Raw genomic sequence first — 22,406 nt, 5'->3', positions numbered from 1 at the left:
CTCCCGCGAGCCCAGAAGCAACCCGGCGCTTGCGATGAATGTCGGGAAGGGGCCCTTCGTCGCGGCTCGAACGGCCAGAATCGGAGCCTTTGCCGGGCAGGCGGAGGAGAAATCGATGAAGATGCGCATCCGCATGGCAAGGGGGCGCCGCCGTTCTTTCCGCCAACGCAGCCCCCTCCTCGCAGCCGAGCCCGCCGCCTGCCAGGTGCCTCGCTTGACCCCGATCCTCTCCTCGCCCTCATCCTGAGCCTGTCGAAGGCTGAGGGTGAGCGGCACCACGCCCGCACCAAGCGCCCCCCGTCCTTCGACAGGCTCAGGATGAGGGGCTGCGCGAAGGGCTCAGGGTGCGCGGCTATGCGAGGGGCTCAGGATAAGGGCGAGGAGAGGCTCGGGATGAGGGGCTGGGCTCAGAAGCCCAGCGCCATTCCGTCCTTGCGGCTGTCGGAGCCGCCGTGGAGGAGGCCGGTTTCGTGGTCGATGCGGATGGCCTGGCTGCCGCCGAGGGGAGAGGAGGCGAGCGCGAGGCGGTGGCCGAGCGTTTCGAGCCTGTCGCGCGTCGCCTGGTCGATGCCGGGCTCGATCTGCAACTCGCCGTCGAAGGCGAAGGAGCGGGGCGCGTCCATGGCTTCCTGGAGATCGAGGCCCCGGTCGATGACATTGGACAGGAAGGCGGCGTGGCCGGCCGCCTGATACTGCCCGCCCATCACGCCGAAGGGCATTACGGCCCGCCCGTCCCGGAAGACCATGCCGGGAATGATCGTGTGCATCGGCCTCTTGCGCGGGGCGATGGCGTTCGGGTGCCCCTCGATCAGCCGGAACGACGCGCCGCGGCTGTGGAAGAGGACGCCGCTGGCCGGGTCGAGGCGGCTCGAGCCGAAGGCGTGGAAGATGGAGTTGATGAAGGAGATCGCGTTTCCGTCCCGATCCACCACGGACAGATAGATCGTGTCCTTGTGCTCGGGCTCGTCCCACAGGGCCGGCCGGCCGGCGCGCCGGGGGTCGATCCGCGCGCGCAAGGTCCCGACCACCTCCTCGGACAGAAGCGTTTCGGCCAGTCCCTCGCAATGGGCGGGATCGGCGATCAGCGCATCCCGGTGATGATAGGCCAGCTTGGTGGCCTCGGCATGCAGATGGATGCGCTCGGCCTCGCCGATCCCGTTGCCGAGATCGAAGCCGGCCAGAATCCGCAGGATGAGAAGCGCCGCGAGGCCCTGTCCGTTCGGCGGGCATTCATAGACGTCGTAATCGCCATAACGGGCGCTGATCGGCTCGACCCAATGGGCCGCGCTCGCGCCGTCCGCGAAATCTTCCGGCGTGTGCAGTCCGCCGAGCCCGCGCAGATGCGTGGCCATGCCCGCCCCCGTCGCCCCGGAATAGAGGCCCGGCGCGCCCTTGGCGGCGATCTCGCGCAGCCTTGCGCCGAGAAGCGGCTGGGCGTGCCGCTCGCCCGTCGAGGGCGCGCGCCCGCCCGGCAGGAACAGCCGCGCGGCATGTTCGTCCCCCGCCACCACCGACGCGCTGGCCGCCCAGTCGAGCGCCACGCGGGGCGTGATCGGATAGCCGTTCTCGGCATAGCCGATGGCGCGGGCGAAAAGCCGGTCGAGAGGCAGCGTGCCATGATCGTCGTGGAGCCGGCACCAGGCCGAGATCGCGCCCGGAACGGTGACGGAATGGGGGCTCGTCTGCGACAGCCCCGTCACGCCGAGCGCCTTCAGCGCCTCCACGCTGGCGCCCGCCGGGGCCCGCCCGGAGCCGTTCAGCGCCTTCACCGGCTGGCCGGCCGGGGCGTAGAGAACGAAGCAGTCTCCGCCGATCCCCGTCATCAGCGGGTCGACCACGCATTGCACGGCACATGCGGCGAGGGCGGCGTCCACCGCGTTGCCGCCCTGGGCGAGGATTTCGAGCCCCGCCGCCGTCGAGAGCGGATGGGAGGTCGCGATCATCGCCTCGCTGGCGAGTGTCGTGGGGCGGCGGGCGGAGAAAAAGTCGAACATTTCAGCGATATCCGGGGGTCTTTGAAGCGAAACTAGGTGTAGCCGCGTCGAGGGGGAAAAAGCGATACCCGATCGTTCCCCGCGCGCGCCGGTCATGGGCCCGGCTCCCTTCCCCCGGCCCCGGTCAGGGGAAAGAGGCAGGCGACCTGGCGGCCGGCCATGAAGGGCGTCAGCACCGGGTCGTCCGTGCTGCATGGCCCGCGCGCGAAGGCGCAGCGCCCGGCGAAGCGGCATCCGGGCGGCAGGTCGAGCGGGCTGGGCAGTTCGCCGGGCAGCGGCTCGACGATGGGGGCGAAGAATTCGGGCGCAGCCGCCCGCAAGGCCTTCGCATAGGGATGGGCCGGATCGTTCAGCACCGCATTGGTCGGGCCGGATTCCACGATGCGGCCGAGATACATGATCGCGATCTCGTCGCACAGATAGCTGGCCACGCCCAGATCGTGCGTGATGAACAGGAGGGTGAGCCCCATCTCGCTCTGCAGGCGACGAAGCAGTTCGAGAAGCTGGGCCTGGGTCGAGACGTCGAGGCCGGAGACGGCCTCGTCCGCCACGAGAACGGACGGGCCGGAGGCCAGCGCCCGCGCGATCGCCACGCGCCGGACCTGGCCGCCCGAAAGCCCGGCCGGATAGCTCGACGCGGCCTGGAGAGGCAGGCCCACCCGCGCCAGAAGCTCCGCGACGCGCCCCTGTATCTCGGCTTCCGGGCAGATGCCGAAATGGCGGAGAGGCTCGGCGATCAGCGCGGCCACGGACATGCGCGGATTGAGAGAGCCCCGCGCATCCTGGTAGACCATGGCCACCTCGCGCGCGAAGGAGGGGTCCTGCGCCCGGCTCTCGGCAATGGGCCGCCCCTTGTAGAGCGCGCGTCCGTTGCTGGGGTCGGAAAGGCCCAGAAGCACGCGCAGCAGCGTGGACTTGCCCGAGCCGCTCTCGCCCACGAGCGCGACGCTGGCGCCGCGCCGGACGCGCAACCGCACGCCGTCGAGCGCGGCAAGGCCATGCCGCTGGCGGCCGAACCAGCCCGCGCGCCGCGTGACCTGATAGACTTTCTCCACATCGAGGAGTTCGAAGACGATCTCCCCTTCGTCCGCATCGCGCCCGGCGGCGGCCATGGCCGGCGCGCTCATTGCGGATTCCAGCAGGCGACATGGCGCCCGTGCAGTTCGGCCAGGGGAGGGCGCTGGGCGGTGCAACGGGGGAGGGCGCGCGGACAGCGCGTGGAGAAGCGGCAGCCCTGCGGCATCTCGTCATAGCTCGGCACGCCGCCTTCCGGCGGGGTCAGCCGCCCGCCGCCGATCTCCACCACGCAGGATTTCAGAAGCTGCGTGTAGGGATGGCGCGGCGCCTTGAGGACGATCTCGCTCCTTCCCGCCTCCATCACCTGCCCGGCATAGAGCACCACGATCTCGTCGCAGGCCTGGCTCGCCAGCGCCAGATCGTGGAGGACGAAGATGCAGGAGGCGCCGCGCTCGCGGGTCTGGTCGAGGATCAGGCGCACGATCTGCGCCTGGATGGTGACATCGAGGGCCGAGGTCGGCTCGTCGGCGAAGAGGAGATCGGGATCGCAGGCGAGCGCGATGGCCACCATCACGCGCTGCTGCATGCCGCCCGACAATTGGTGCGGATAGGCCGACATGCGCGCCTGCGCGTCGTTGATGCCGACGCCTTGCAGAAGCGCCACCGCGCGCGCCTGTGCCGCGCCGCGTTTCATGTTCAGCTTCCGGCGCAGCACCGAGGAGAGTTGCGAGCCGACCGTGTAGCAGGGGTTCAGTGCCGCGCCCGCATCCTGGAAGATCATCGACAGGCGCCTGCCGCGCAGCCTGGCCCAGTCCCTCTCGCGCAGCGAGAACAGATCGTCGATGCCGTCGAAGGCGGTGCGCCCCTCGATCTGCGCGGCATGGCGATCCAGAAGACCCATCAGGGCGACGGCGATGGTGGACTTCCCGGCTCCGCTTTCGCCCACCAGCGCGATCGTCTGCCCCTTTCCCACCGTGAAGCTGACCTTGTCGAGGATCCGGCGCTCGCCCCGGTAGAGGGTCAGGTCCCGCACCTCCATCAATGCCGCGCTCAACGTCCGCTCCTCAATTGGGGGTCGAATTCCTCGCGAATGCCGTCGCCCACGACCGACAGCGCGATGAGGAGGATGGCGAGCGCCAGCCCCGGCATGCCCGACATCCAGGGCGCGAAGCTGACGAAACCGCGCCCCTCCGAGATCATCAGGCCCCAATCGGGCGTCGGCGGCGTCACGCCGATGCCGATGAAGGAGAGCGAGGCGGAGACCAGAACCGCCTCCGACAGCCGGATCGTGACCTGCACGGCGAGGGGGAAGAAGACGTTGGGCAGGATGTGCCGGCGCACCACGTGGTGCCAGGGAACACCCATCAGGCCGGCCGCCTCGACGAAGAGCTTCACGCGCACCTGCATCACGTCCGAGCGCACCGTGCGCGCGAAGGGGCCGATCAACGAAAGGCCCACGGCCAGGATCACCTTGTCGACGCCCTGCCCGAGAATGGCGATGAAGGCGACGGCCAGAACCAGCGAGGGAAGCGCGAGGATAGCGTCGATGAGGCGCACCAGCACCCATTCCGTCCAGCCGGTGGCGAGCCCCGCGGCAAGGCCCAGGAGAAGGCCGCCGAAGGCGCCGAGAAGGACCGAGAAGATCCCGATCGCCAGCGCGTAGCGCGCACCGTAGATGATCCGGCTGAGGACATCCTGGCCGTAGCTGTCCGTTCCCAGCCAGTGCGGCACGGTGCCGGGCGGCACCATCATCGCCTCGAAACTCTGCTGGTAGGGGCTGAAGGGCGCCACGAAGGGCGCGAACACCGCCGCCAGCAGATACAGCGCGGCGATGGCGAGCGCGATGGTGAAGAAGGGGCGCCTTGCGAACATGGAGCGCCGGCGCGAGCCGCGTCGCGTCGGCGCGGGAACCGGGTGCGCAGGATCTGCGGCGAGGGTCATCAACGGCCTCTCAGGCGCGGATCGAGGAAGGGATAGGACAGGTCGACCAGGAGGTTCACGATGATGAAGAGCGTGGCCGTGAGCATGACGCCCGCCTGCACGACCACATATTCCCGGCTGAGGACCGCCGAGGTGATCATTTGGCCGAGGCCGGGAAGCGAGAAGACGATCTCGGTGAGAACCGCGCCCTGGAGGAGCGCGCCGAGTTGCAGGCCGAGGATCGTCGTCATCGGCATGGCGATGTTGCGCACGCCGTGAACCCAGACCACGCGCCAGGATGGCTCGCCGCGCGCCCGAGCCGCGGCGATGTAGGGCTGCTCCAGAACCTCGATCAGGGTCGCGCGGGTCAGCCGCACGATCATGCCCACGAAATAGGTGGAGAGCGTCACGGCGGGCAGGACCATGTGGTGGACACCGCTGCGCAGATCCTCCCAGGGCGCGACGAAGCCCATGACGGGAAAGAGGCCGAACCGGACGCCGAAGATCCAGATCAGGAGAATGCCGAGGAAGAAGGAGGGGAAGGCGGTGACGGTGAGTGCGCCCGCCGCCACGCCCACGTCCCAGGCCGTGTCCTTGCGAACCGCCGACAGGACGCCGAGCGGAACGCCGGTGAGGATGGCAAGGCCGAGCGCCGAGGCCGAGAGGGTCAGCGTCACCGGCAGCGCCTCCACGAAAGCCTGGCGGAAGATGTCGGCCCTCGCCACGTAGGAGGTTCCCCAGTCGCCGGTGAGGAACCGCCCCGCCCAGTCGAGATATTGACCGAAGAAGGGCCGGTCGAGGCCGAGCTCGGCCATCATCGAGGCATAGGCCTCGGGGGAGTATTCCGCGCCCAGCATGACCTGCACCGGATCGCCCGGCGCCAGCTTCATCAGGCTGAAGCTGGCGAGGGAGACGATGAAGAGGACGGCCAGGGTCTGCCCGACCTTCGAGGCGACCCCTCGCAGCATCAGGACAGGCTCACGCCGTGCAGGTCGATGAGGTCGGCCGGGATGTAGTTGAAGCCCTGCACGCGGGTGGAGAACACCTTGTAGATCGGCATATGCGCGATCAGCGCGATGGGCGCCTCGTCGATGAGAAGGTCCTCGGCGGCGTTGTAGAGGCGGCTGCGCTCCGCGGTGTCGAGAATGCGCTGGGCCTCGGCGCAGAGGCGGTCGAATTCGGGGTTCTCCCAGCCCGGATAGTTCCAGTCGCCGTCGCTGCGGAACTCCGGATAGAGGGTCTCGTCGGGATCGAGGTCGGCCACCCATTCGAAGTCGAACATGTCGAAGGCGCGCTCGTTTCGCCGCTGCACCCAGGTCGTCGGCTCCAAGAGTTCCAGCTCCGCCCGGATGCCGATCTGCGCCAGCATCGGCACCACGGTCTGGGCGATGCGGGTGCTGACCGCCGTGCGCTCCGACATGATGTAGTTGACGACGATCTCGCCCTGCTCGGGCACGAGGGCGCGGAACTCGCGCGCCTTGTCGAGGTCGAAGCGGTGGCCGCGCCCCGATTCTGCGATGTTGGGGTCGTAGAAGCCCGTCATGGGCGGGGAGATCGGCGTGTAGGCCTGAATGGCGCGGCCGAAATAGGCCTGGCGGATCAGCACGTCGCGGTCCAGCGCATAGGCCACGGCGCGCCGCAGGTTCACGTCGTCGAACGGCGCGCGGCGCGTGTTCATTCCCACGAAGGAGTAGTTGCCCTCGATCTCGCCGTAGAGATTGGCGCCCGCAAAGGCCTCGATCTGCGGCAGCAGATGCAGGGGACAATTCGACATGCCGTCGATCTGCCCGGCCAGAAGGGCGGCGACGGCGGTGGAGGGCTCGCGCATGATGAGGAAGGTGGCCCGCTCCAGGAGCGGCAGGCCCTCCTCGAAGTAGTCGGGATTGGCTTCCAGTTCCACGGCGTCGTTCTCGCGCCAGCTCACGAAGCGGAAGGGCCCCGTGCCGACGGGGTTGCGCCCGTAATCCATGCCGTAGCGTTCCACCGCCGCCGGGCTGACGATCGTTCCGGCCCGCCCGGTCGAGCCTGTGAGGGCGACGGGAAGGAAGGCGTAGGGCTCGGAGAAGTGCAGGCGGACGGTCAGGGGATCGATGATCTCGATCTCCTCCAGAAGTTCCAGCTTCCAGGCATGGGGAGAGGAGGGCTGGCCTTCCTTCACGCGCAGGAGCGAGAAGCGAACCGCCTCGGCGTCGCACACCGTCCCGTCATGGAAGCGCACCCCTTCGCGCAGCTTGAAGAGATGCGTGCGCTCGTCCTCCAGCTCCCAGGTCTCCGCCAGATCCGGCTCGAAGCGCACCGCTTCGCCGTCGTAAGTGACTTTCAGAAGGCCGTTGTGGATGTTGTTGATGATCTGGATGGAGTTCAGGAAGCCGGTGAAATGCGGGTCCAGCGTGTCGATGTGCGACATGGAGGCGATGCGGATATGGCCGCTTTGCTGGGCGCGCGCGACATGGGGAAGGAAGCCGGCCGCCGCCATGGCGACGGCGGCCGTGCCCGCCCCCTTGAGAAAGGCCCGGCGGCCGAGCTGCGCGCGGATGCGGGATTCCAGGATCGCCTTGTGGTCGATGACGGTCATGAGTGTTCCTCGGGAAAAAGCGGGGGGACGGCGGAGCATGATCCGTCGCGATGTGACGCTGGCTCGCCCTTTCAGGTCGTTATCCTCGCGCTTTTCCGGACAGGTTCCCGCCCGGACAAGGCGCGCCGATATGTCGTCAAGTTGTCGTAACATGTATACATATGCAAGCGAAAAATACAGGGTGCTGATATGCACAATTATAAAGCAGAAAGGGCATCGAGCTGGGTGCACGATGCCCTGCTGGAGCGCATTTTCGAGGGGCGCATTTCACCCGGCGACGGGTTGAGCGAGGTGGCGCTGGCCGAGGAGTTCAGCGTCTCGCGGACGCCGATCCGCGAGGCGCTGCACAGGCTCAGCTTGGAGGGCCTCGTGGAACGGGGCGCGCGGCGTGTGTTCGTGGTCCGGCGCATGGCGCCCGAGGCACTGGCCGAATTGTTCGAGGCGGTGGGCGAGGTGGAGGCGCTCGTGGCGCGCAAGGCGGCCCTGCGCATGAGCGAGATGGAACGGCAGGCGCTTCGCGCGATCGTCGCCGAGGGGCGCGCCCTGTCCTTAGACCCGCAGGGCTATGCGGCCATGAACACCCGCTTTCACGCCGCGCTCCAGGCCGGCGCGCGCAATGCGATCCTGGCCGATCTCCTGTTCGACCTCAGCCTGCGGACCCTGCCCTGGCGCCGCGCCCAGTTCACGCGCCGCGAAAAGCGCCTTCGAAGCAGCCAGAGCGAGCACGAGGCGATTCTCGACGCCATCCTGAAGCAGGACGGCGAGGCCGCCTTCCAGCGGATGCGCGCCCATGTGGCCGCCTCGTTCCTGGTGATCTCGGGCATGATCGACGAGCAGGCCGCCGCCACGCCCGATCTCGAGGGAGCGGACTGACGGCGGCGGCCCCGGCGCCTTTCCTCGCGCCGGCGGGAGGGTGCTCAGAGCCGGGCCAGCCGCTCGGTCAGCAGCGCGAAGAATCCCTCCGCATCCACATCGCGCAGGAAAAGGGCGTTGGCCGGCCGGTCGGTCACACCCCACCAGTCCACCACCGTCTCGCCCACCGTCAGCGCCGAGCCGGTTTCGATCTCGACATTGCAGAAGCGGCCGCCGTAGAGCTGCGGTTCCAGGAGATAGGCGATCACGTTCGGATCGTGCAGCGGCCCGCCGTCGGTGCCGTATTTGCGTTCGTCGAAGCGCTCGAAGAACTCCAGCCAGCCCGCCGCGACCTCGCCCGTGCGCGTGCCGAGCGCGCGCATGGCGGCGATGCGCGCGCCGGTCGTCAGCACCTTGTGCGTCGCGTCCAGCGGCAGCATGACGATGGGCATGCCGGCGGTGAAGACGATCTCGGCCGCCTCCGGGTCCACATAGATGTTGAACTCGGCCGACGGGGTGACGTTGCCGCCCTCGAAGCAGCCGCCCCCCATCAGCACGATCTCCTTCACGCGGGCGGCGATATCGGGCGCGCGCGACAGGGCGGTGCCGATATTGGTGAGCGGGCCGAGCGTGCACAGCGTCACCGAGCCCGGCTCCTCGGCCCGCAGCGTCTCGATGATGAAGTCCACGCCGTCCATCGCCTGCAAGGGCATCTCCGGCTCGGGCAGGTCGTAGCCGTCGAGGCCGGTGGCGCCGTGGATGTATTCGGCGGTGAAGAGCTTTCGCACCATGGGCCGCGCGCAGCCGGCGAATACCTTGACGTCCCGGCGGTTCGCCACCTCGCAGACCTTGCGGATGTTGATCGAGGTCAGGGCGAGCGGAATGTTTCCCGCGACGGCGGTGATGCCCAGCACATCCAGCTCGGGGCTGGCGAGGGCCATGAGGATCGCCAGGGCGTCGTCCTGCCCGGGGTCCGTGTCGATGATGATCTTGCGGCTCAAATCGTTCGATCTCCTGCCGTCAGGCCGCGTTGTCGAGCGGCGGCCGAACCCGGTCGAGCCGGGCCATGAGCTGGCCGCGGCGCGCCTCGTAGCGCGCCACCGAGGCCGCCTTCACATGCCCGAAGCCGCGCACCATGCCCGGCAGGGCCGCAAGCTCCACGGCGCTCTTCAGGTTGCTGGCCGAGAGCCCGGCGGAAAGGCGCTCCACGAGGCTCGCATAATCCTCGATCAGCCGCCGCTCCATCCGCCGCTCCGGCGTGCGGCCGAAGGGGTCGAACCGCGTGCCGCGAAGCCATTTCAGGCGCGCCAGAAGGCCGAAGACGGGACGCACCCAGGGTCCGAAGGCGATCTTGGCCGGATGGCCGGTGCGCGGGTCGATCCGCGCGATCATCGGCGGGGCGAGGAGGTGGCGGATCTTGAAGTCGCCCTCGAACTGCGCGGCGAGCCCGGCCTTGAAGGACGGGTCGCGATGCAGCCGGGCAACCTCGTACTCGTCCTTGTAGGCCATGAGCCGGAAGGCGCTGGCCGCCACGGCGAGCGCGAAGCCCCGCGGCTCGGGCAGCGCGTCCTCCGCCCTGCGGGCGGTTTCGACGAGCGCGGCGTAGCGCGCCGCATAGGCCGCGTCCTGATAGGCGGTGAGGAAGGCGGCGCGCCGGGCGACGATCTCGCCGAGCGTCCGGGGCGCCGGCGCCGCCTCGGGCGACAGGCCGGCGGCGGCCGTGACGGCACCGGGCTCCACCGCCGAGCGCCGCCCCCAGGCGAAGGCCGCCCGGTTCATCGCAAGGCCCGCGCCGTTCAGCTCCATCGCCCGGTCGATCGCCTCGCGCGAGACCGGGACAAGGCCGCGCTGCCAGGCGTGCCCGAGCAGGAACATGTTGGCGGCGATGGCGTCGCCCATCAGCGCCGTGCCGAGCCGGGTGGCGGACACCATGTGAACCGCCTCCTCGCCGGCTGCGCGGCGCAGCGATTTCAGCGTCGCCTCCTGCCGCAGGTCGATGGCCGTGTTCTGCACGAAGGCGGCGGTGGGGGCGAAGTGGTCGTCGACGACGGCGCGCGTGCGCTCCTTGCCGAAGCTGGCCAGCGATTTCGGCGAGGCCGCCACCACCACATCGAAACCGAGCACCAGATCGGCCTCGCCCGCGCCGATGCGCGCAGCGTTCAGGAGATCGGGCCGGGGCGCGAGGCGCACATGGGAGACGACCGCTCCGTTCTTCTGTGCCAGTCCGGTCTGGTCGAGCGTGAGGACCGAGAGCCCGTCAAGATGGGCGGCCATCGAAAGGATGGCGCTAACGGTGATGACGCCCGTGCCGCCGATACCCGCGAGGAGCATGTTGTAGGCCGCCGCCGGCGGAGCGAGTGCCGGCTGCGGCAGCTCGGCGGGGTCGAAGTGCCCGGCGCGCGGCGGGGGCTTGCGCAGCGCGCCGCCCTCGACGGTCACGAAGCTCGGGCAGAAGCCCTTCAGGCAGGACAGGTCGGTGTTGCAGCTCGACTGGTTGATGCGCCGCTTGCGGCCGAGTTCGGTCTCCAGCGGTTCCACCGATATGCAGTTGGAGACGGCCGAGCAGTCGCCGCAGCCCTCGCAGACGAGGTCGTTGATGAAGGCGCGCCTCGGTGCGGCGGCGAAGGTGCCGCGCTTGCGCCGCCGCCGCTTCTCCGCCGCGCAGACCTGATCGTAGACGATGGCGGTCACGCCCTCGATCTCGCGCAGCTCGCGCTGCACGGCGTCCAGTTCGTCGCGCGGATGGATCGCCACCGCGCGCGGCAGGGCGCCTTGCCAGCGCCCCGGCTCCTCGGCGACGACGACAACGCGCCGGGCGCCCTCGGCCAGAAGCTGGTCCACGATGGAGGGAACGGTGTTCTCGCCGTCGTGGCGCTGGCCGCCCGTCATCGCCACCGCGTCGTTGTAGAGGATCTTGTAGGTCGCGTTGACGCGCGCGGCGATGGCCGCGCGGATGGCCAGCAGCCCGGAGTGGAAATAGGTCCCGTCGCCCATGTTGACGAAGATGTGCTGCTCGTCGGTGAAGGGCGACAGGCCGATCCAGCCGCCGCCCTCTCCCCCCATCTGCGTGAAGGTCGCTGTGTTCCGGTCCGGCACGCCGATGACCATCATGTGGCAGCCGATCCCGGTCGTCGCGCGGCTTCCCTCGGGCAGGCGCGTGGAGACGGAGTGCGGGCAGCCGGAGCAGAAATAGGCCTCGCGCCTCGGCGCGGCGGCTCCGTCCGGGGCCGCGCCGGCCATGGCGGCGAGCGCGGCCGCGCGCCGCGCGACGGCCGGGTCGTGCCGCAGGCGCCCCGCCAGCGCCGCGCCCACGGCGCGCGCGTCGATCTCGCCATGGGCGGGCAGGAGCGGCGCGCCCGTCTCGTCGCGCTTGCCCAGAACACGCGGGCGCGCGCCCTCCGGCAGGTTGAACAGGAGGGCCTTGATCTGGTCCTCCAGGATCGGCCGTTTCTCCTCCACGACGAGGATCTCCTCCAGCCCGCGCGCGAAGGCGGCCAGCCCCGCCGGCTCGAGGGGCCAGGCCAGGCCGACCTTGTAGAGAGCGATGCCGAGTTCGCGCGCACGCGCCTCGTCGATGCCGAGCGCCTCCAGCGCGGCGAGGAGGTCGAGCCAGGACTTGCCGGTCGAGACGATGCCCAGCCGCGTGCGCCCGTCCCGCCAGCGGCTCGTGTCGAGCCGGTTGGCGGCGGCGAAGGCATGGACCGCCTCCAGCTTGCGCTCCAGCCGCAGTTCCATGGCGTGCGGGCCGTCCGGCCAGCGCAGGGAGAGCCCGTCCGGGGGCGTCTCGAAATCGGGCGTCACGATGGTCGGGCGGCCGGGGTCCACATCGACGCTCGCCGTGCATTCCACCGTCTCGGTCTGGCATTTGAAGCCAACCCATGCACCTGAAAAGCGGCTCATCGCCCAGCCGAGGAGGCCGTATTCGATATATTCGCCGACCCCGGCCGGCGAGAGCATGGGCACCATGGCCGAGATCAGGTTGTGCTCGGACTGGTGCGGCAGGGTGGAGGACACCGCGCCGTGGTCGTCGCCCGCCAGCAGCAGCACGCCGCCATGCGGCCCCGTGCCCACCGCGTTGGCATGGCGGATCACGTCCATCGTGCGGTCCACGCCCGGCCCCTTGCCGTACCACATGGAGAACACGCCGTCGTAGCGGGCGCCGGGAAACAGGCCGCTCTGCTGCGTGCCCCACACGGCGGTCGCCGCCATGTCCTCGTTCAAGCCGGGCTGGAAGACGACATGGTGCGCCTTCAGGTGCCGTGCCGCGACCGCCATCTCCCGGTCGAAGGAGGCCAGCGGGGAGCCGCGATAGCCGGAGACGTAGCCGGCCGTATCGAGCCCCGCGGCCAGGTCGCGCCGGCGCTGGATCATGGGCAGGCGCACCAGCGCCTGCGTGCCCGACACGAGGATGCGGCCGCTTTCGCGCGTATAGCGCTCGTCGAGCGTCGCCGTCATGAGCCCGCGCTCCCGGAGGCGGCTTCGGGTTCCGGGTCGAAGATGCGGCCGCGATTGAGGATCGCGTTCGGGTCGAGCGCCGCCTTCAGCCGCCGCATGGTGGCGATCTCGGCCCGGTCGCGCGAGAGCGCCAGCCAGCGCTTCTTGTCGAGGCCGATGCCGTGCTCGGCCGACACGCTGCCGCCCGCCTCGCGAACGAGCCGGAGAACGGCCTCCACCACCGCCTCCGGCGCGCCCGTCTGCACGATGTAGTGCAGGTTGCCGTCGCCCAGATGGCCGAAGACGAGGGGGCGGGCGCCGGCGTCGAGACCGCGCACCGCCGCCGAGGCGGCCGTCAGGAACGCGCCCATCGTCGCGAGCGGCAGGGAGATGTCGCAGCCGACGCAATCGGGGAGGGAGGCGATATGGTGCGAGCACCCCTCCCGCAGCGCCCAGAGCCGATGGACGTCGCGCGGCGACTGGGAGAGCGCGACATCCTCCACGATCCCCGCCTCGCAGGCGGCCATCAGCTCCTGCGCGAAGCGCTCGCCCTCGCGCTGCGGGTCGAGACCGTGGCTTTCGGCCAGCACGTAGACGGCACCGCGCGCGGCCACCGGCCGGGGCGCGTCCGAATGCGCCAGCACGCTTTCATAGATCTCTGGCAGGATGATCTCGAAGGCCGACAGCGCCGTTCCGAGCGCCGCACGCAGGCGCGAGAGCAGCGCGCCCGCCGCCTCCACCGACCCCAGCGCGCAGAAGGCGGCGCATTCCCCGGCGGGTTTGGGATGCAGCCTCAGCGCCGCGCGGGTGACGACGCCGAGCGTGCCCTCGCTGCCGATGAAGAGCTGGCCGAGATCGTAGCCGGCATTGTCCTTGGCCAGCCCCTTGAGGGAGGAGAGCACCGTGCCGTCGGCCAGCACCGCTTCCAGCCCCAGCACCTGCGCGCGATACATGCCGTAGCGCAGCACCCGCATGCCGCCGGCATTGGTGGCCACATTGCCGCCCACCGTGGCCGTGCCGCGCGCGCCGAGATCGACGCCGAAATAGAGGCCGGCCGCCTCCGCCGCCTCCTGCACCCGCTGCAAGGGCACGCCCGCCTCGGCGATCACGCTTGACGAGGCGCGGTCCACCGCACTGAGCGAGGCCATCCGCTCCAGCGACAGCACCGCCTCGCCCTCCAGCACGCGCTCGCCGCCGGACAGGCCCGTGCGCCCGCCCTGGACGACGACGGGCTGGCCCGCCGCGTCGCACGCCGCAAGGCAGCGGGCGACCTCGGCCGACGAGGTCGGCCGCATCACGAAACGCGGCTCGGCGCCCGCGTCTCCCGCCCCGCGATAGCGTGCGTCCACCGCGTCGCCGGCCAGGAAGGCGCCCGGCGGCAGTGCCTCGGCCAGACGCGAGCAAAGCACGGCGCGATCCGCCGGCCGGGATGCGTGGAGGCTGCGTAGGGGCTGGAGCGACATCGGCTGCGGTCCTGCGGAACGGCCTCGACGCTAGCTCAGATCTTATATTTGTCAAACCTATTTATCTTTGAGGCGCCGATGCTAGATTGGCGGCGAGACGCAGCGCGAGGAGGGCCGCATGTCCCTGAACTACGGCAAAGTCGTCCGCACCGGCCTGCCCCGGCAGGTGGCCGACGCCATTCGCGAGGCGATCCTCGACGGCCGGCTGAAGGTGGACGAGCGCCTGCCGGGCGAGGAGGAGCTTGCCAGGCGCTTCGGCATCTCGCGCCCCACCGTGCGCGAGGCGCTGAAGCGGTTGGCGGCGCAGAACCTCATCCGTTCGCGGCGCGGCCCCACGGGCGGCAATTTCGTCCGGCGGCCCGATGTGGAAGGACTGTCGCAGGCGATCACCGGCGCGGCGACGCTGCTGGTGGGGCTCGGTGCCTTCGACGTGGACGAGATGGTGACGGCGCGCATGGAGAGCGAAGCCGTCTGCTGCCGCCTCGCCGCGCTCAACCGCTCGGAGGAGGATCTGGCCGCCATGGAGGCGCAGATCGCCATCCAGCGCGACCCCGCGACCACCCACGAGGCGTTCTGCGCCTCGGACGTGCGCTTCCATCGCGCCCTCGTCGCCGCCTCGGGCAACGGCCCGCTCGGCCTGATGATGTACACGGTGATCGAGGCCTTCATCCCGATCACCAACATGCTCACGGACCGCCTCCTGGAGCGCCGGGGCGCGGCCGATTCCCACCAGGGCATCGTGGACGCGATCCGAGAGCGCGATGCGGACCGCGCGGCCGCGCTCCTGCGCGATCATCTGGCGGGGATGCGCACGCTGCTGGCCACGGCGCTGGCGCGCCGGGCCGGCGTAGCGGCGGGGCCCGTCCAAGACCCGTTCGATCCAAAGGGAGAGGCCGATGGCTGACAGCTTCAGGGCATTGATGATCGTCGAGGACGCGGGCAAGCCGAGGGCCGTGTTCCGGGAACTGACCCTCGCCGACCTGCCCGATCACGAGGTCACGGTCGAGATCGCCTTCTCGACCCTGAACTACAAGGACGGGCTGGCCATCTCCGGCCGGGGCCGCATCGCGCGGCGCATGCCCCTCGTTGCCGGTATCGACCTGGCCGGAACGGTGGTCGACTCGCGCTCGCCGGACTGGACGCCGGGGGACAGGGTCGTCGTCAACGGCTGGGGCCTGTCGGAGACCGAATGGGGCGGCTACGCGCGGTTCCAGCGCGTGAAGCCCCAGTGGCTCGTCCGCCTGCCGGAGGCCTTCAGCCTCGAACAGGCCATGGCCATCGGCACCGCTGGCTATACGGCGGCGCTGTGCGTGGACGCGCTGGAGGACTGGGGCCGGATGGAGCCCGGCGGGTCCGAGGTGCTGGTGACGGGAGCCGCCGGCGGCGTCGGTTCCACCGCGATCAGCCTGTTGTCGAGCAAGGGCTACACCGTGACAGCGGCCACAGGGCGGCCGCAGGCGCATGACTATCTGGCGGGACTGGGCGCCAGCGGCTTCGTGGACCGCGCCTCGCTGTCGCAGAAGGGCGGCATCCTCCAGAAGGAGCGCTGGGGCGGGGCGGTCGACTCGGTGGGCTCCACCACGCTCGCCAACGTCCTGGCGCAGACGGTCTATGGCGGCGCGGTGGCGGCCTGCGGCCTTGCCGGCGGCATGGACCTTCCCGCCTCGGTCGCGCCGCACATCCTGCGCGGCGTCGCTTTGCTCGGCATCGATTCGGTGATGGCGCCCGGCAGTAAGCGCGAGCGGGCCTGGGCGACGCTGGCGGGGCACCTCGACACCCGGCACCTGGACGCGATCGCTCGCGTGGAGCCCATGTCGGAGCTGCCGCGCCTGGCCGAGGAGATCGTCGCCGGGCGCATTCGCGGCCGCGTGGTGATCGACGTCGGCGCGTGAGAGGGGCGCCCTCGACGGGCGCCCTCAGAACCGGTGGATGCGCAGCCCGAGCACCTTCTCCGACACGATGACGACGGCGAGCGTCAGGACGATGGAGACGGTCGAGACGGCGGCCGCCTCCGGGGTGAAGTTCGTGCGCAGATAGTCGAAGAGCTGGATCGGCAGGGTCGAGGTTCCGATGCCCTTGAGCAGCAGCGAGATCGTGAAGATGTCGAAGGAGATGATGAAGGCGAAGAGCGCCCCGCCGATGACGCCCGGCTTGATCAGCGGCAGCATGATGCGCCGGAAGCGCGTCAGCCGGCCCGCGCCCAGCGAGCGCGCCGCCATGTCCCAGGCCGGATCGAAGCTCTCCAGCGAGGCCGCCACGTTGATGAAGACGAAGGGCAGCGTGATCAGCACATGGCCCACCACCATGCCGAACATGGTCGTCGTGCCGATGCCGATCGCATAGACGAAGAAGAGCAGCGAGATCGCCGTCAGCACCTCGGGCAGGAGCAGCGGGGCGAGCAGCGCCACGCGCACCAGCTCCTTCATCCGTCCAGCATACCGGACGTAGTAGAGCGCGGCCATGGTGCCGATCACCGTCGAGATCACGGTCGCGACGGCGGCGACCCACAAGGAGGTGCGGATCGCCCGCATGAACACCTCGTTGTTGAAGAACACCACGTACCAGCGCAGCGAGAGGCCCTGCGGGGGGAAGGCGAGGAAATTGCCCGCGTTGAAGGACGCGCCCACCACCACCAGGATCGGCGCCAGCAGGAAGGCGTAGACGAGGAGGCAATAGAGCGTCAGGACCGGCCGTCTCATGGTCGCGCCATCTTCCATTTCATGCGCGTCGCGCGCGCGAAGAGGAGGACGCAGGCCGCGCCCGTCACCGAGAGCGCCAGCGCCAGAGCCGATCCCCAGGGCCACTGGAACGTGTCGATCAGCGCGTCCACCACCGTTACCGCCATGGTCCTCACCCGCATTCCGCCGATCAGCGAGGGGGTGACATAGGCGCTGAGCGAGAGGACGAAGACGAGGATGCAGCCGGCCTGGATGCCCGGCATGGACAAGGGCAGCGTCACGCGCCGGAACGCGGTGGCGCGAGAGGCCCCGAGCGAGCGGGCCGCCGCTTCCAGCGACGGATCGACCCCCTGGATGGCCGCCATCACGGGCAGGATCATGAAGGGCAGGAAGACGTGCACCAGGGCGATGACGATGCCGAGCGTATTGTACATCAGCGGCAGCGGCGTCTCGATCAGCCCGAGCCCGGTCAGCGTTCGGTTGATGAGCCCGGCATTGCCCAGAAGGATCGTCCAGCCGTAGGAGCGGATGACGATGCCCACCAGCAGGGGCGCGAGCACGAGGCCGTAGGCGAGCCCGCGAAACCGCATGGAAGGGCGCGAGAGCTGCCATGCCACGGGAAAGCCGACGACGAGGCAGATCGCGGTCGTCAGCGCGCCGATCCAGAGCGTGCTGGCCACCTGCATCAGGTAGAAGCCGTCTCCCAGGAAGCGCAGATAGTTGGAGAGCGTGAAGCCCTCCCCGTAGGGCGTGCCCTGGCCGGGCGTGCGAAAGCTCATCACCGCGATGTTGAGATAAGGGATGACGAGGAAGATGCCGAGCAGCAGCAGCGCCGGCAGGAGGAGCAGCCACGGCCCGGTCCATCGCGCGCGGCCGGGCGTCATCTCGCCGCTCCGATCAGCCAGAAGGCGTCGGCGGGGGCGTGGACGGTGACGGCGTCGCCCTCCTCGAAGCGCACGTCCGGGAAGGTCTGCACGTGCATCGTCTCGCCCGTGGCGAGCGCCACCCGGTAGTCGATCAGGCTGCCCGAGTAGTAGCGGGCCGTGACGGCGCCCGCCGCCCCCGCCGCGCCCGCTGGTCCGAGCGACAGGGCCTCGGGCCGCAGGCCGAGCGTCACGGCCGTGCCCGGGCCCGCCATGTCGCGATGCGGCGCCTCCACCTCGCCGAAGACGCAGGCGACGTGCGCCTTGTCGCCTTCCAGCCGCGCCACCTGCCCGTCGATCAGGTTCACCTGCCCGACGAACTGCGCGACCTCGATGTTCTCGGGGCGCTGGTAGATGTCGGCGGGGGCGCCCATCTGCGCGATCCGGCCGCCGAACATCACCACCACCCGGTCCGACATGGTCATCGCCTCCGCCTGGTCGTGCGTGACGTAGACGGTGGTGATGCCGACGCGGCGCTGGAGCTCGCGGATGAAGACGCGCATCTCCTCGCGCAGCTTGGCGTCGAGATTGGCGAGCGGCTCGTCGAGAAGCAGGATCCGGGGCTCGATGACGAGGGCGCGCGCCAGGGCGACGCGCTGCTGCTGGCCGCCGGAAAGCTGGCTCGGATAGCGATCGGCCAGATGGGCGAGTTGCACCATCTCGAGGACCGCGGCGATGCGCTCCTTCATCCGCGCCTTGGGAACCTTGCGCATCTCCAGCCCGAAGGCGAGGTTCTGCGAGACGCTCATGTGCGGGAACAACGCGTAGTTCTGGAAGACCATGCCGATGTCGCGCTTCTCGGCGGGCGTGTCGACGACGTCGGCCCCGTCGAAGCGGATGGCGCCGCCGGTGGCGTCCACGAAGCCGGCGATCATCTTCAGCGTCGTCGTCTTCCCGCAGCCGGAGGGCCCCAGGAGCGAGATGAACTCGCCGTCCTCGATCCGCATCGATATGCCGTCGACGGCCGGCAGCTTGCCGAACACCTTCGTCAGCCCTTCAATGCTCACTTGCGTCATGAATGCCTGTTCCCGATGTGGCGGCGCGAGGGCGAAACGAACCGTTGCGGCACGGCTACCGGATGGTGCGCGCCCAGCGGTCGGCCAGCTCGCCCTGGTTCTCGTTCACGAAGTCCCAGTCCCATGTCAGGATGCCCGCCATCGCCTCGCCGGACACCGGCACCGCCGCCCTCAGCTCCTCGGGCACCACCACCCGCGAATTGGTGGGCGAGGTGTAGAACTCGCGCATCATCAGCTCCTGGATGCGCGGGGAGATGAGGAAGTCGAGATAGGTGTAGGCCAGGTCCTTCTCCGGCCCGTTCGCCAGGATGGAGATGTTCTGGTCGAACATCATCGTGCCTTCCTCGGGGATGATGCAGTCCACCGGCAGGCCCTGCTCGCGCAGCCGCGCGATCTCGCCGAAGTCGAAGGGCGCGACCACGATCTCGCCGGTCGAGAGCGCGGTGGACAGGTTGAAGTCCACCTGGATGACCGGGCCGAGGCGCGACAGGGCGTCGAAGCCCGCATCCACGTCGTACTGGTCCGCGCCGTAGAGCACGGACGCCAGGAGCAGTTCCATCTTGCCCGCGCTGTTGGCGAAGTTGTAGAGGCCGATCCGGCCCTGGAACTCGGGATTGTCCCACAGGTCCCGCCAGGCGGTGGGAGGCGTCCGCACCAGATCGGTGCGGTAGCCGATGCCGATCGGCGAGAGCGCGCCCGTCGCCGAGAAGCCCCCGGCGACCCGCGCCATGGGATAGAGATCGGCATAGTTCGGCACCCTGGAAAGGTCGAGCGTTTCGAAATAGCCTTCCTTGCGCAGGCTGGAGGCGAAGACCTCGTTGGTCATCACCACCGAATAGGGCGGCCGCTCCAGGCCGGCGGCGCGCAGGTTCGCGCCGAAGACGCGGCCGTTGCCCACGTCGAGCGTGACGCTGGCGCCCGTCTCCTCCTCGAAGGCGGGGATGATGGTGGAGCGCCAGAACTGCTCCCACACGCCGCCGAGCGTGGGCACGATGAGCGTGTTGCCCTGCGCGCGCGCGCCGGGAAATCCGAGAGCGGACCCGGCTCCGAGAGCGCCCATGCCGGCCAGGAGCCGGCGTCTGTTGAGACTGAACATGCGGGTTGTCCTCTCTTCCGGTTCCGATTGCATGGGTGGGGCACCGCCGCGTCTATCTCTGGCCGAAGGCCTGGCGGGTCTTCAGCTCGATGTAGTCGCCATAGGTGATGGGCTCGTATTTCGCGCCGCCCGCGCAGAACGGCTCCAGGCAAGAGATCAGCGTTTCCTTGCCCGGATTGACGAAGAAGGGGATCGACTGGCGGCGCGAGGAGCCGCCCTTGCCCGCGGGCGGGTTGGCGACGCGGTGGGGCGTGGAGACCCATTCGTCGTTGGTCCAGCGCATGAAGGCGTCGGCGATGTTGATGACATAGGCGCCCTCCACGCAGGGCGCGTCCAGCCACTGTCCGTCGCGCCGCTGCACCTGCAAGCCGCCTGAAGAGGCTTCCGAGCGCAGGATGGTCATGAAGCCGTAATCGGTGTGGACGCCCGCGCGCAGCTGTCCGGGCAGCGGGCTTTCCTCCTGCTCGGGATAGTTGATGACGCGCAGCGCCGAGAGGTGATTCTCGAAGGCGGGCTCGAAATAGTCCGGGTCGAGGCCGATCGCCGAGCAGAAGATGCGGCGCAGATGCCGCGCCAGCGTCTCCATTTCCGAGAAGTAGTCGCCGAAGGCCGCCTCCAGCCCCTCGGGCGCGTCGGGCCAGGCGTCGCCCGGCAGGCGGCGCCCGAAATTCAGGCTCTCCTTGTAGTCGCCCGGCGTCTCGATGCCCTTGGTCGCGGCCAGCGCCTCGTCGGCGAGGGGCGAGAAGGAGACGCCACCCGGAACCCCCGTTCCGCGCCCATGGGCGCGCTTGTAGTCCTCCGGCAGATCGAAATAGGCGCGGGCGAGCGTATAGAGCCGCGCCGTCGTGGCCGGAGAGACTCCGTGGCCGGTGACGAGGAAGAAGCCCGTGTCGCGCGCCGCCTGCTCGATGCCGCGCACCACCTGCGCGGCGCCGGCCTCCTGGCGGATGAACGGGCCGACATCGATGACGGGGATGTCGGAGACTTGCGGGTCGGTGGCGTCCTGCATGAAAGACCTCACTGCGCTGGCCGGAGCGGGGCGCAGGCCGGGCCGCGAGGGCTGCGGGACTCCTGGGTACGCATGCGCATCGGCTGCCTTCCTGTTGCCCGGGTCGAAGGCGCGTTTCGACGCGCTTTGGCTGCTGCCTATTTTATGGGCCTGCCCACTCGACAAACATACGTTGACAAGATCATCTGTTGTTGTCCATACCCAAAATGGATCGCTGATCGAAAACGAGCGCAAATCGGACCCATCATGGACGATCTTGGAGCGCAGGAGCGTGCGGTACTGGCTCTGATCTCGGCCAATCCGTTTGCGGGGCAGCAGGAGATTGCGAGCGCTCTGGGTCTGGCGCGTTCGACGGTCGCGGCGCATGTCGTTCAGCTCGTCAACAAGGGCTACATCCTGGGCCGGGGCTACGTGCTGCCCGCCGCCCGGCGCGCCATCTGCATCGGCGGGGCGGTGCTCGACCGCAAGTACCATGCCCGCGAGCCGCTGATCTTCGAGACCTCCAACCCGGTGGACGGCCACCGCAGCTTCGGCGGCGTGGCGCGCAACGTGGCCGAGAACCTGGCGCGGCTGGGCGTGGATGTCGGCTTCGTCTCCATCGTGGGCGACGACGAGACGGGGCGCGCGCTCACCCGCCATCTGCGCGACCTGGGCGCCGATGTCAGCCATGTCGTCACCACCGCCGAGCGCCCCACCGCCGAATACGCCGCCATCCTCGGCCCGGGCAACGATCTCGTGCTCGGCATCGCGGACATGGAGATCTTCAACCTCTTCCAGCCCGCCTGGCTCGACCGGGCCTGGCCGCATCTGGCCTCGGCGAGCTGGGTGTTCTGCGACTGCAACATGCCCGCCCCGGTCATCGAGGCGCTGATCTCGCGCAAGGCGGCGGCGCGCTACAAGCTGGCGGTGGACACGGTCTCCTCGCCCAAGGCCCTGCGCCTGCCGGCGGACCTGTCGGGCATCGACCTTCTCTTCACCAACCATGACGAGGCGAACGCGCTTCTGGCCGCCGGGGGCGAACGGGCGCCGCGTGAGCCGCTCGAGCCGTGCGAGGCGGCCTCGGCGCTGGTGGGGCGCGGCGCGCGCGAGGCGGTGGTCACCCTGGGGGCGGGCGGCTACGCCGTCGCCTCGCGGGCGGGCGCGGCCCTGATGCGCCCGGTCCCGGCCCATCCGGTGGACATCACCGGCGCGGGCGACGCGATGATCGCCGGCACGCTCTACCAGATCCTGCAGGGCGAGGAGACCCCGGCCGCCACCCGGACCGGCGCGCTGCTGGCCACGCTCACCACCGAAAGCGATTCCAGCGTCCATCCCGATCTGTCGCAGCGCCTCCTCGCCGCCGGCAGACACCGTATCCCCGCCTGAGGAACCACATGACAAAGCTTCGGCCCTCTTTCGGCCCCGCCCTCGACGCCCCGATGCGAGGCTG

Annotated in this window: 18 protein-coding genes; 4 read left to right on the top strand and 14 right to left on the bottom strand. The window is 69.7% G+C overall.

What is annotated here, in order from left to right; all coding sequences use genetic code 11:
- Positions 1-407: 407 nt before the first annotated feature.
- The 6 genes from J7654_RS03850 to J7654_RS03825 form a co-directional block, all read right to left on the bottom strand.
- On the bottom strand, positions 408-1,994 hold the full coding sequence (locus tag J7654_RS03850) for a gamma-glutamyltransferase family protein (RefSeq protein ID WP_245195626.1): 1,587 nt from the start codon (positions 1,992-1,994) through the stop codon (positions 408-410).
- Between the two features lie 92 nt (positions 1,995-2,086).
- A complete protein-coding gene (locus J7654_RS03845; RefSeq protein ID WP_245195625.1) occupies positions 2,087-3,121 on the bottom strand; it encodes an oligopeptide/dipeptide ABC transporter ATP-binding protein in 1,035 nt (344 codons plus the stop codon).
- A complete protein-coding gene (locus J7654_RS03840; RefSeq protein ID WP_245195624.1) occupies positions 3,118-4,065 on the bottom strand; it encodes an ABC transporter ATP-binding protein in 948 nt (315 codons plus the stop codon). The genes J7654_RS03845 and J7654_RS03840 overlap by 4 nt, the downstream gene beginning before the upstream one ends.
- Positions 4,062-4,952 carry an ABC transporter permease gene (locus J7654_RS03835; protein ID WP_245195623.1) on the bottom strand — a complete coding sequence of 297 codons (891 nt, stop codon included), beginning with the start codon at positions 4,950-4,952 and terminating at the stop codon, positions 4,062-4,064. Before J7654_RS03835 ends, J7654_RS03840 begins: the two co-directional genes overlap by 4 nt.
- Positions 4,952-5,899 carry an ABC transporter permease gene (locus J7654_RS03830; protein WP_209738363.1) on the bottom strand — a complete coding sequence of 316 codons (948 nt, stop codon included), beginning with the start codon at positions 5,897-5,899 and terminating at the stop codon, positions 4,952-4,954. Before J7654_RS03830 ends, J7654_RS03835 begins: the two co-directional genes overlap by 1 nt.
- Complete coding sequence (locus J7654_RS03825; RefSeq protein WP_209738361.1) at positions 5,899-7,506, bottom strand: ABC transporter substrate-binding protein; 1,608 nt, start codon at positions 7,504-7,506, stop codon at positions 5,899-5,901. Before J7654_RS03825 ends, J7654_RS03830 begins: the two co-directional genes overlap by 1 nt.
- A 225-nt stretch (positions 7,507-7,731) precedes the next feature.
- On the opposite strand from J7654_RS03825, the gene J7654_RS03820 reads away from it, so the two are divergent.
- Positions 7,732-8,379 carry a GntR family transcriptional regulator gene (locus J7654_RS03820; RefSeq protein ID WP_209738359.1) on the top strand — a complete coding sequence of 216 codons (648 nt, stop codon included), beginning with the start codon at positions 7,732-7,734 and terminating at the stop codon, positions 8,377-8,379.
- A gap of 44 nt (positions 8,380-8,423) precedes the next feature.
- Here the strand turns inward: J7654_RS03820 and J7654_RS03815 are convergent, their stop codons facing one another.
- Genes J7654_RS03815 through J7654_RS03805 form a run of 3 tightly spaced genes read right to left on the bottom strand, consistent with a single transcriptional unit; the run spans position 8,424 to position 14,255 of the window.
- Entirely contained in the window at positions 8,424-9,359 is a 936-nt protein-coding gene (locus J7654_RS03815; RefSeq protein WP_209738357.1) for a nucleoside hydrolase, read from the bottom strand.
- Between the two features lie 19 nt (positions 9,360-9,378).
- Positions 9,379-12,813, bottom strand: a complete 3,435-nt coding sequence (locus J7654_RS03810) for an indolepyruvate ferredoxin oxidoreductase family protein (protein WP_209738356.1) — start codon at positions 12,811-12,813, stop codon at positions 9,379-9,381.
- Entirely contained in the window at positions 12,810-14,255 is a 1,446-nt protein-coding gene (locus J7654_RS03805; RefSeq protein WP_209738354.1) for an FAD-binding oxidoreductase, read from the bottom strand. The genes J7654_RS03810 and J7654_RS03805 overlap by 4 nt, the downstream gene beginning before the upstream one ends.
- Positions 14,256-14,373: 118 nt before the next feature.
- On the opposite strand from J7654_RS03805, the gene J7654_RS03800 reads away from it, so the two are divergent.
- Together J7654_RS03800 and J7654_RS03795 are read left to right on the top strand one after the other, a co-directional pair.
- Positions 14,374-15,159 carry a FadR/GntR family transcriptional regulator gene (locus J7654_RS03800; protein ID WP_209738352.1) on the top strand — a complete coding sequence of 262 codons (786 nt, stop codon included), beginning with the start codon at positions 14,374-14,376 and terminating at the stop codon, positions 15,157-15,159.
- Positions 15,152-16,147, top strand: a complete 996-nt coding sequence (locus tag J7654_RS03795) for an MDR family oxidoreductase (RefSeq protein WP_209738350.1) — start codon at positions 15,152-15,154, stop codon at positions 16,145-16,147. Before J7654_RS03800 ends, J7654_RS03795 begins: the two co-directional genes overlap by 8 nt.
- Positions 16,148-16,171: 24 nt before the next feature.
- Here the strand turns inward: J7654_RS03795 and J7654_RS03790 are convergent, their stop codons facing one another.
- Genes J7654_RS03790 through J7654_RS03770 form a run of 5 tightly spaced genes read right to left on the bottom strand, consistent with a single transcriptional unit; the run spans position 16,172 to position 20,977 of the window.
- Entirely contained in the window at positions 16,172-16,954 is a 783-nt protein-coding gene (locus tag J7654_RS03790; RefSeq protein ID WP_209738348.1) for an ABC transporter permease, read from the bottom strand.
- On the bottom strand, positions 16,951-17,817 hold the full coding sequence (locus J7654_RS03785) for an ABC transporter permease (RefSeq protein ID WP_209738346.1): 867 nt from the start codon (positions 17,815-17,817) through the stop codon (positions 16,951-16,953). The genes J7654_RS03790 and J7654_RS03785 overlap by 4 nt, the downstream gene beginning before the upstream one ends.
- Positions 17,814-18,872, bottom strand: coding sequence for an ABC transporter ATP-binding protein (locus J7654_RS03780; protein WP_209738344.1), 1,059 nt, complete (start codon positions 18,870-18,872; stop codon positions 17,814-17,816). Before J7654_RS03780 ends, J7654_RS03785 begins: the two co-directional genes overlap by 4 nt.
- Positions 18,873-18,927: 55 nt before the next feature.
- Complete coding sequence (locus J7654_RS03775; RefSeq protein WP_209738342.1) at positions 18,928-19,968, bottom strand: ABC transporter substrate-binding protein; 1,041 nt, start codon at positions 19,966-19,968, stop codon at positions 18,928-18,930.
- A gap of 52 nt (positions 19,969-20,020) precedes the next feature.
- A complete protein-coding gene (locus J7654_RS03770; RefSeq protein ID WP_209738340.1) occupies positions 20,021-20,977 on the bottom strand; it encodes an isopenicillin N synthase family dioxygenase in 957 nt (318 codons plus the stop codon).
- Between the two features lie 246 nt (positions 20,978-21,223).
- On the opposite strand from J7654_RS03770, the gene J7654_RS03765 reads away from it, so the two are divergent.
- Complete coding sequence (locus tag J7654_RS03765) at positions 21,224-22,342, top strand: carbohydrate kinase (RefSeq protein ID WP_209738338.1); 1,119 nt, start codon at positions 21,224-21,226, stop codon at positions 22,340-22,342.
- Positions 22,343-22,406: the final 64 nt, after the last annotated feature.

The organism is Aureimonas populi (genome assembly GCF_017815515.1).
In the GTDB taxonomy this organism is placed as follows: domain Bacteria; phylum Pseudomonadota; class Alphaproteobacteria; order Rhizobiales; family Rhizobiaceae; genus Aureimonas; species Aureimonas populi.
The sequence above is the reverse complement of the archived record's forward strand: the minus strand, read 5'-3'. Positions and strand labels throughout refer to the sequence as shown.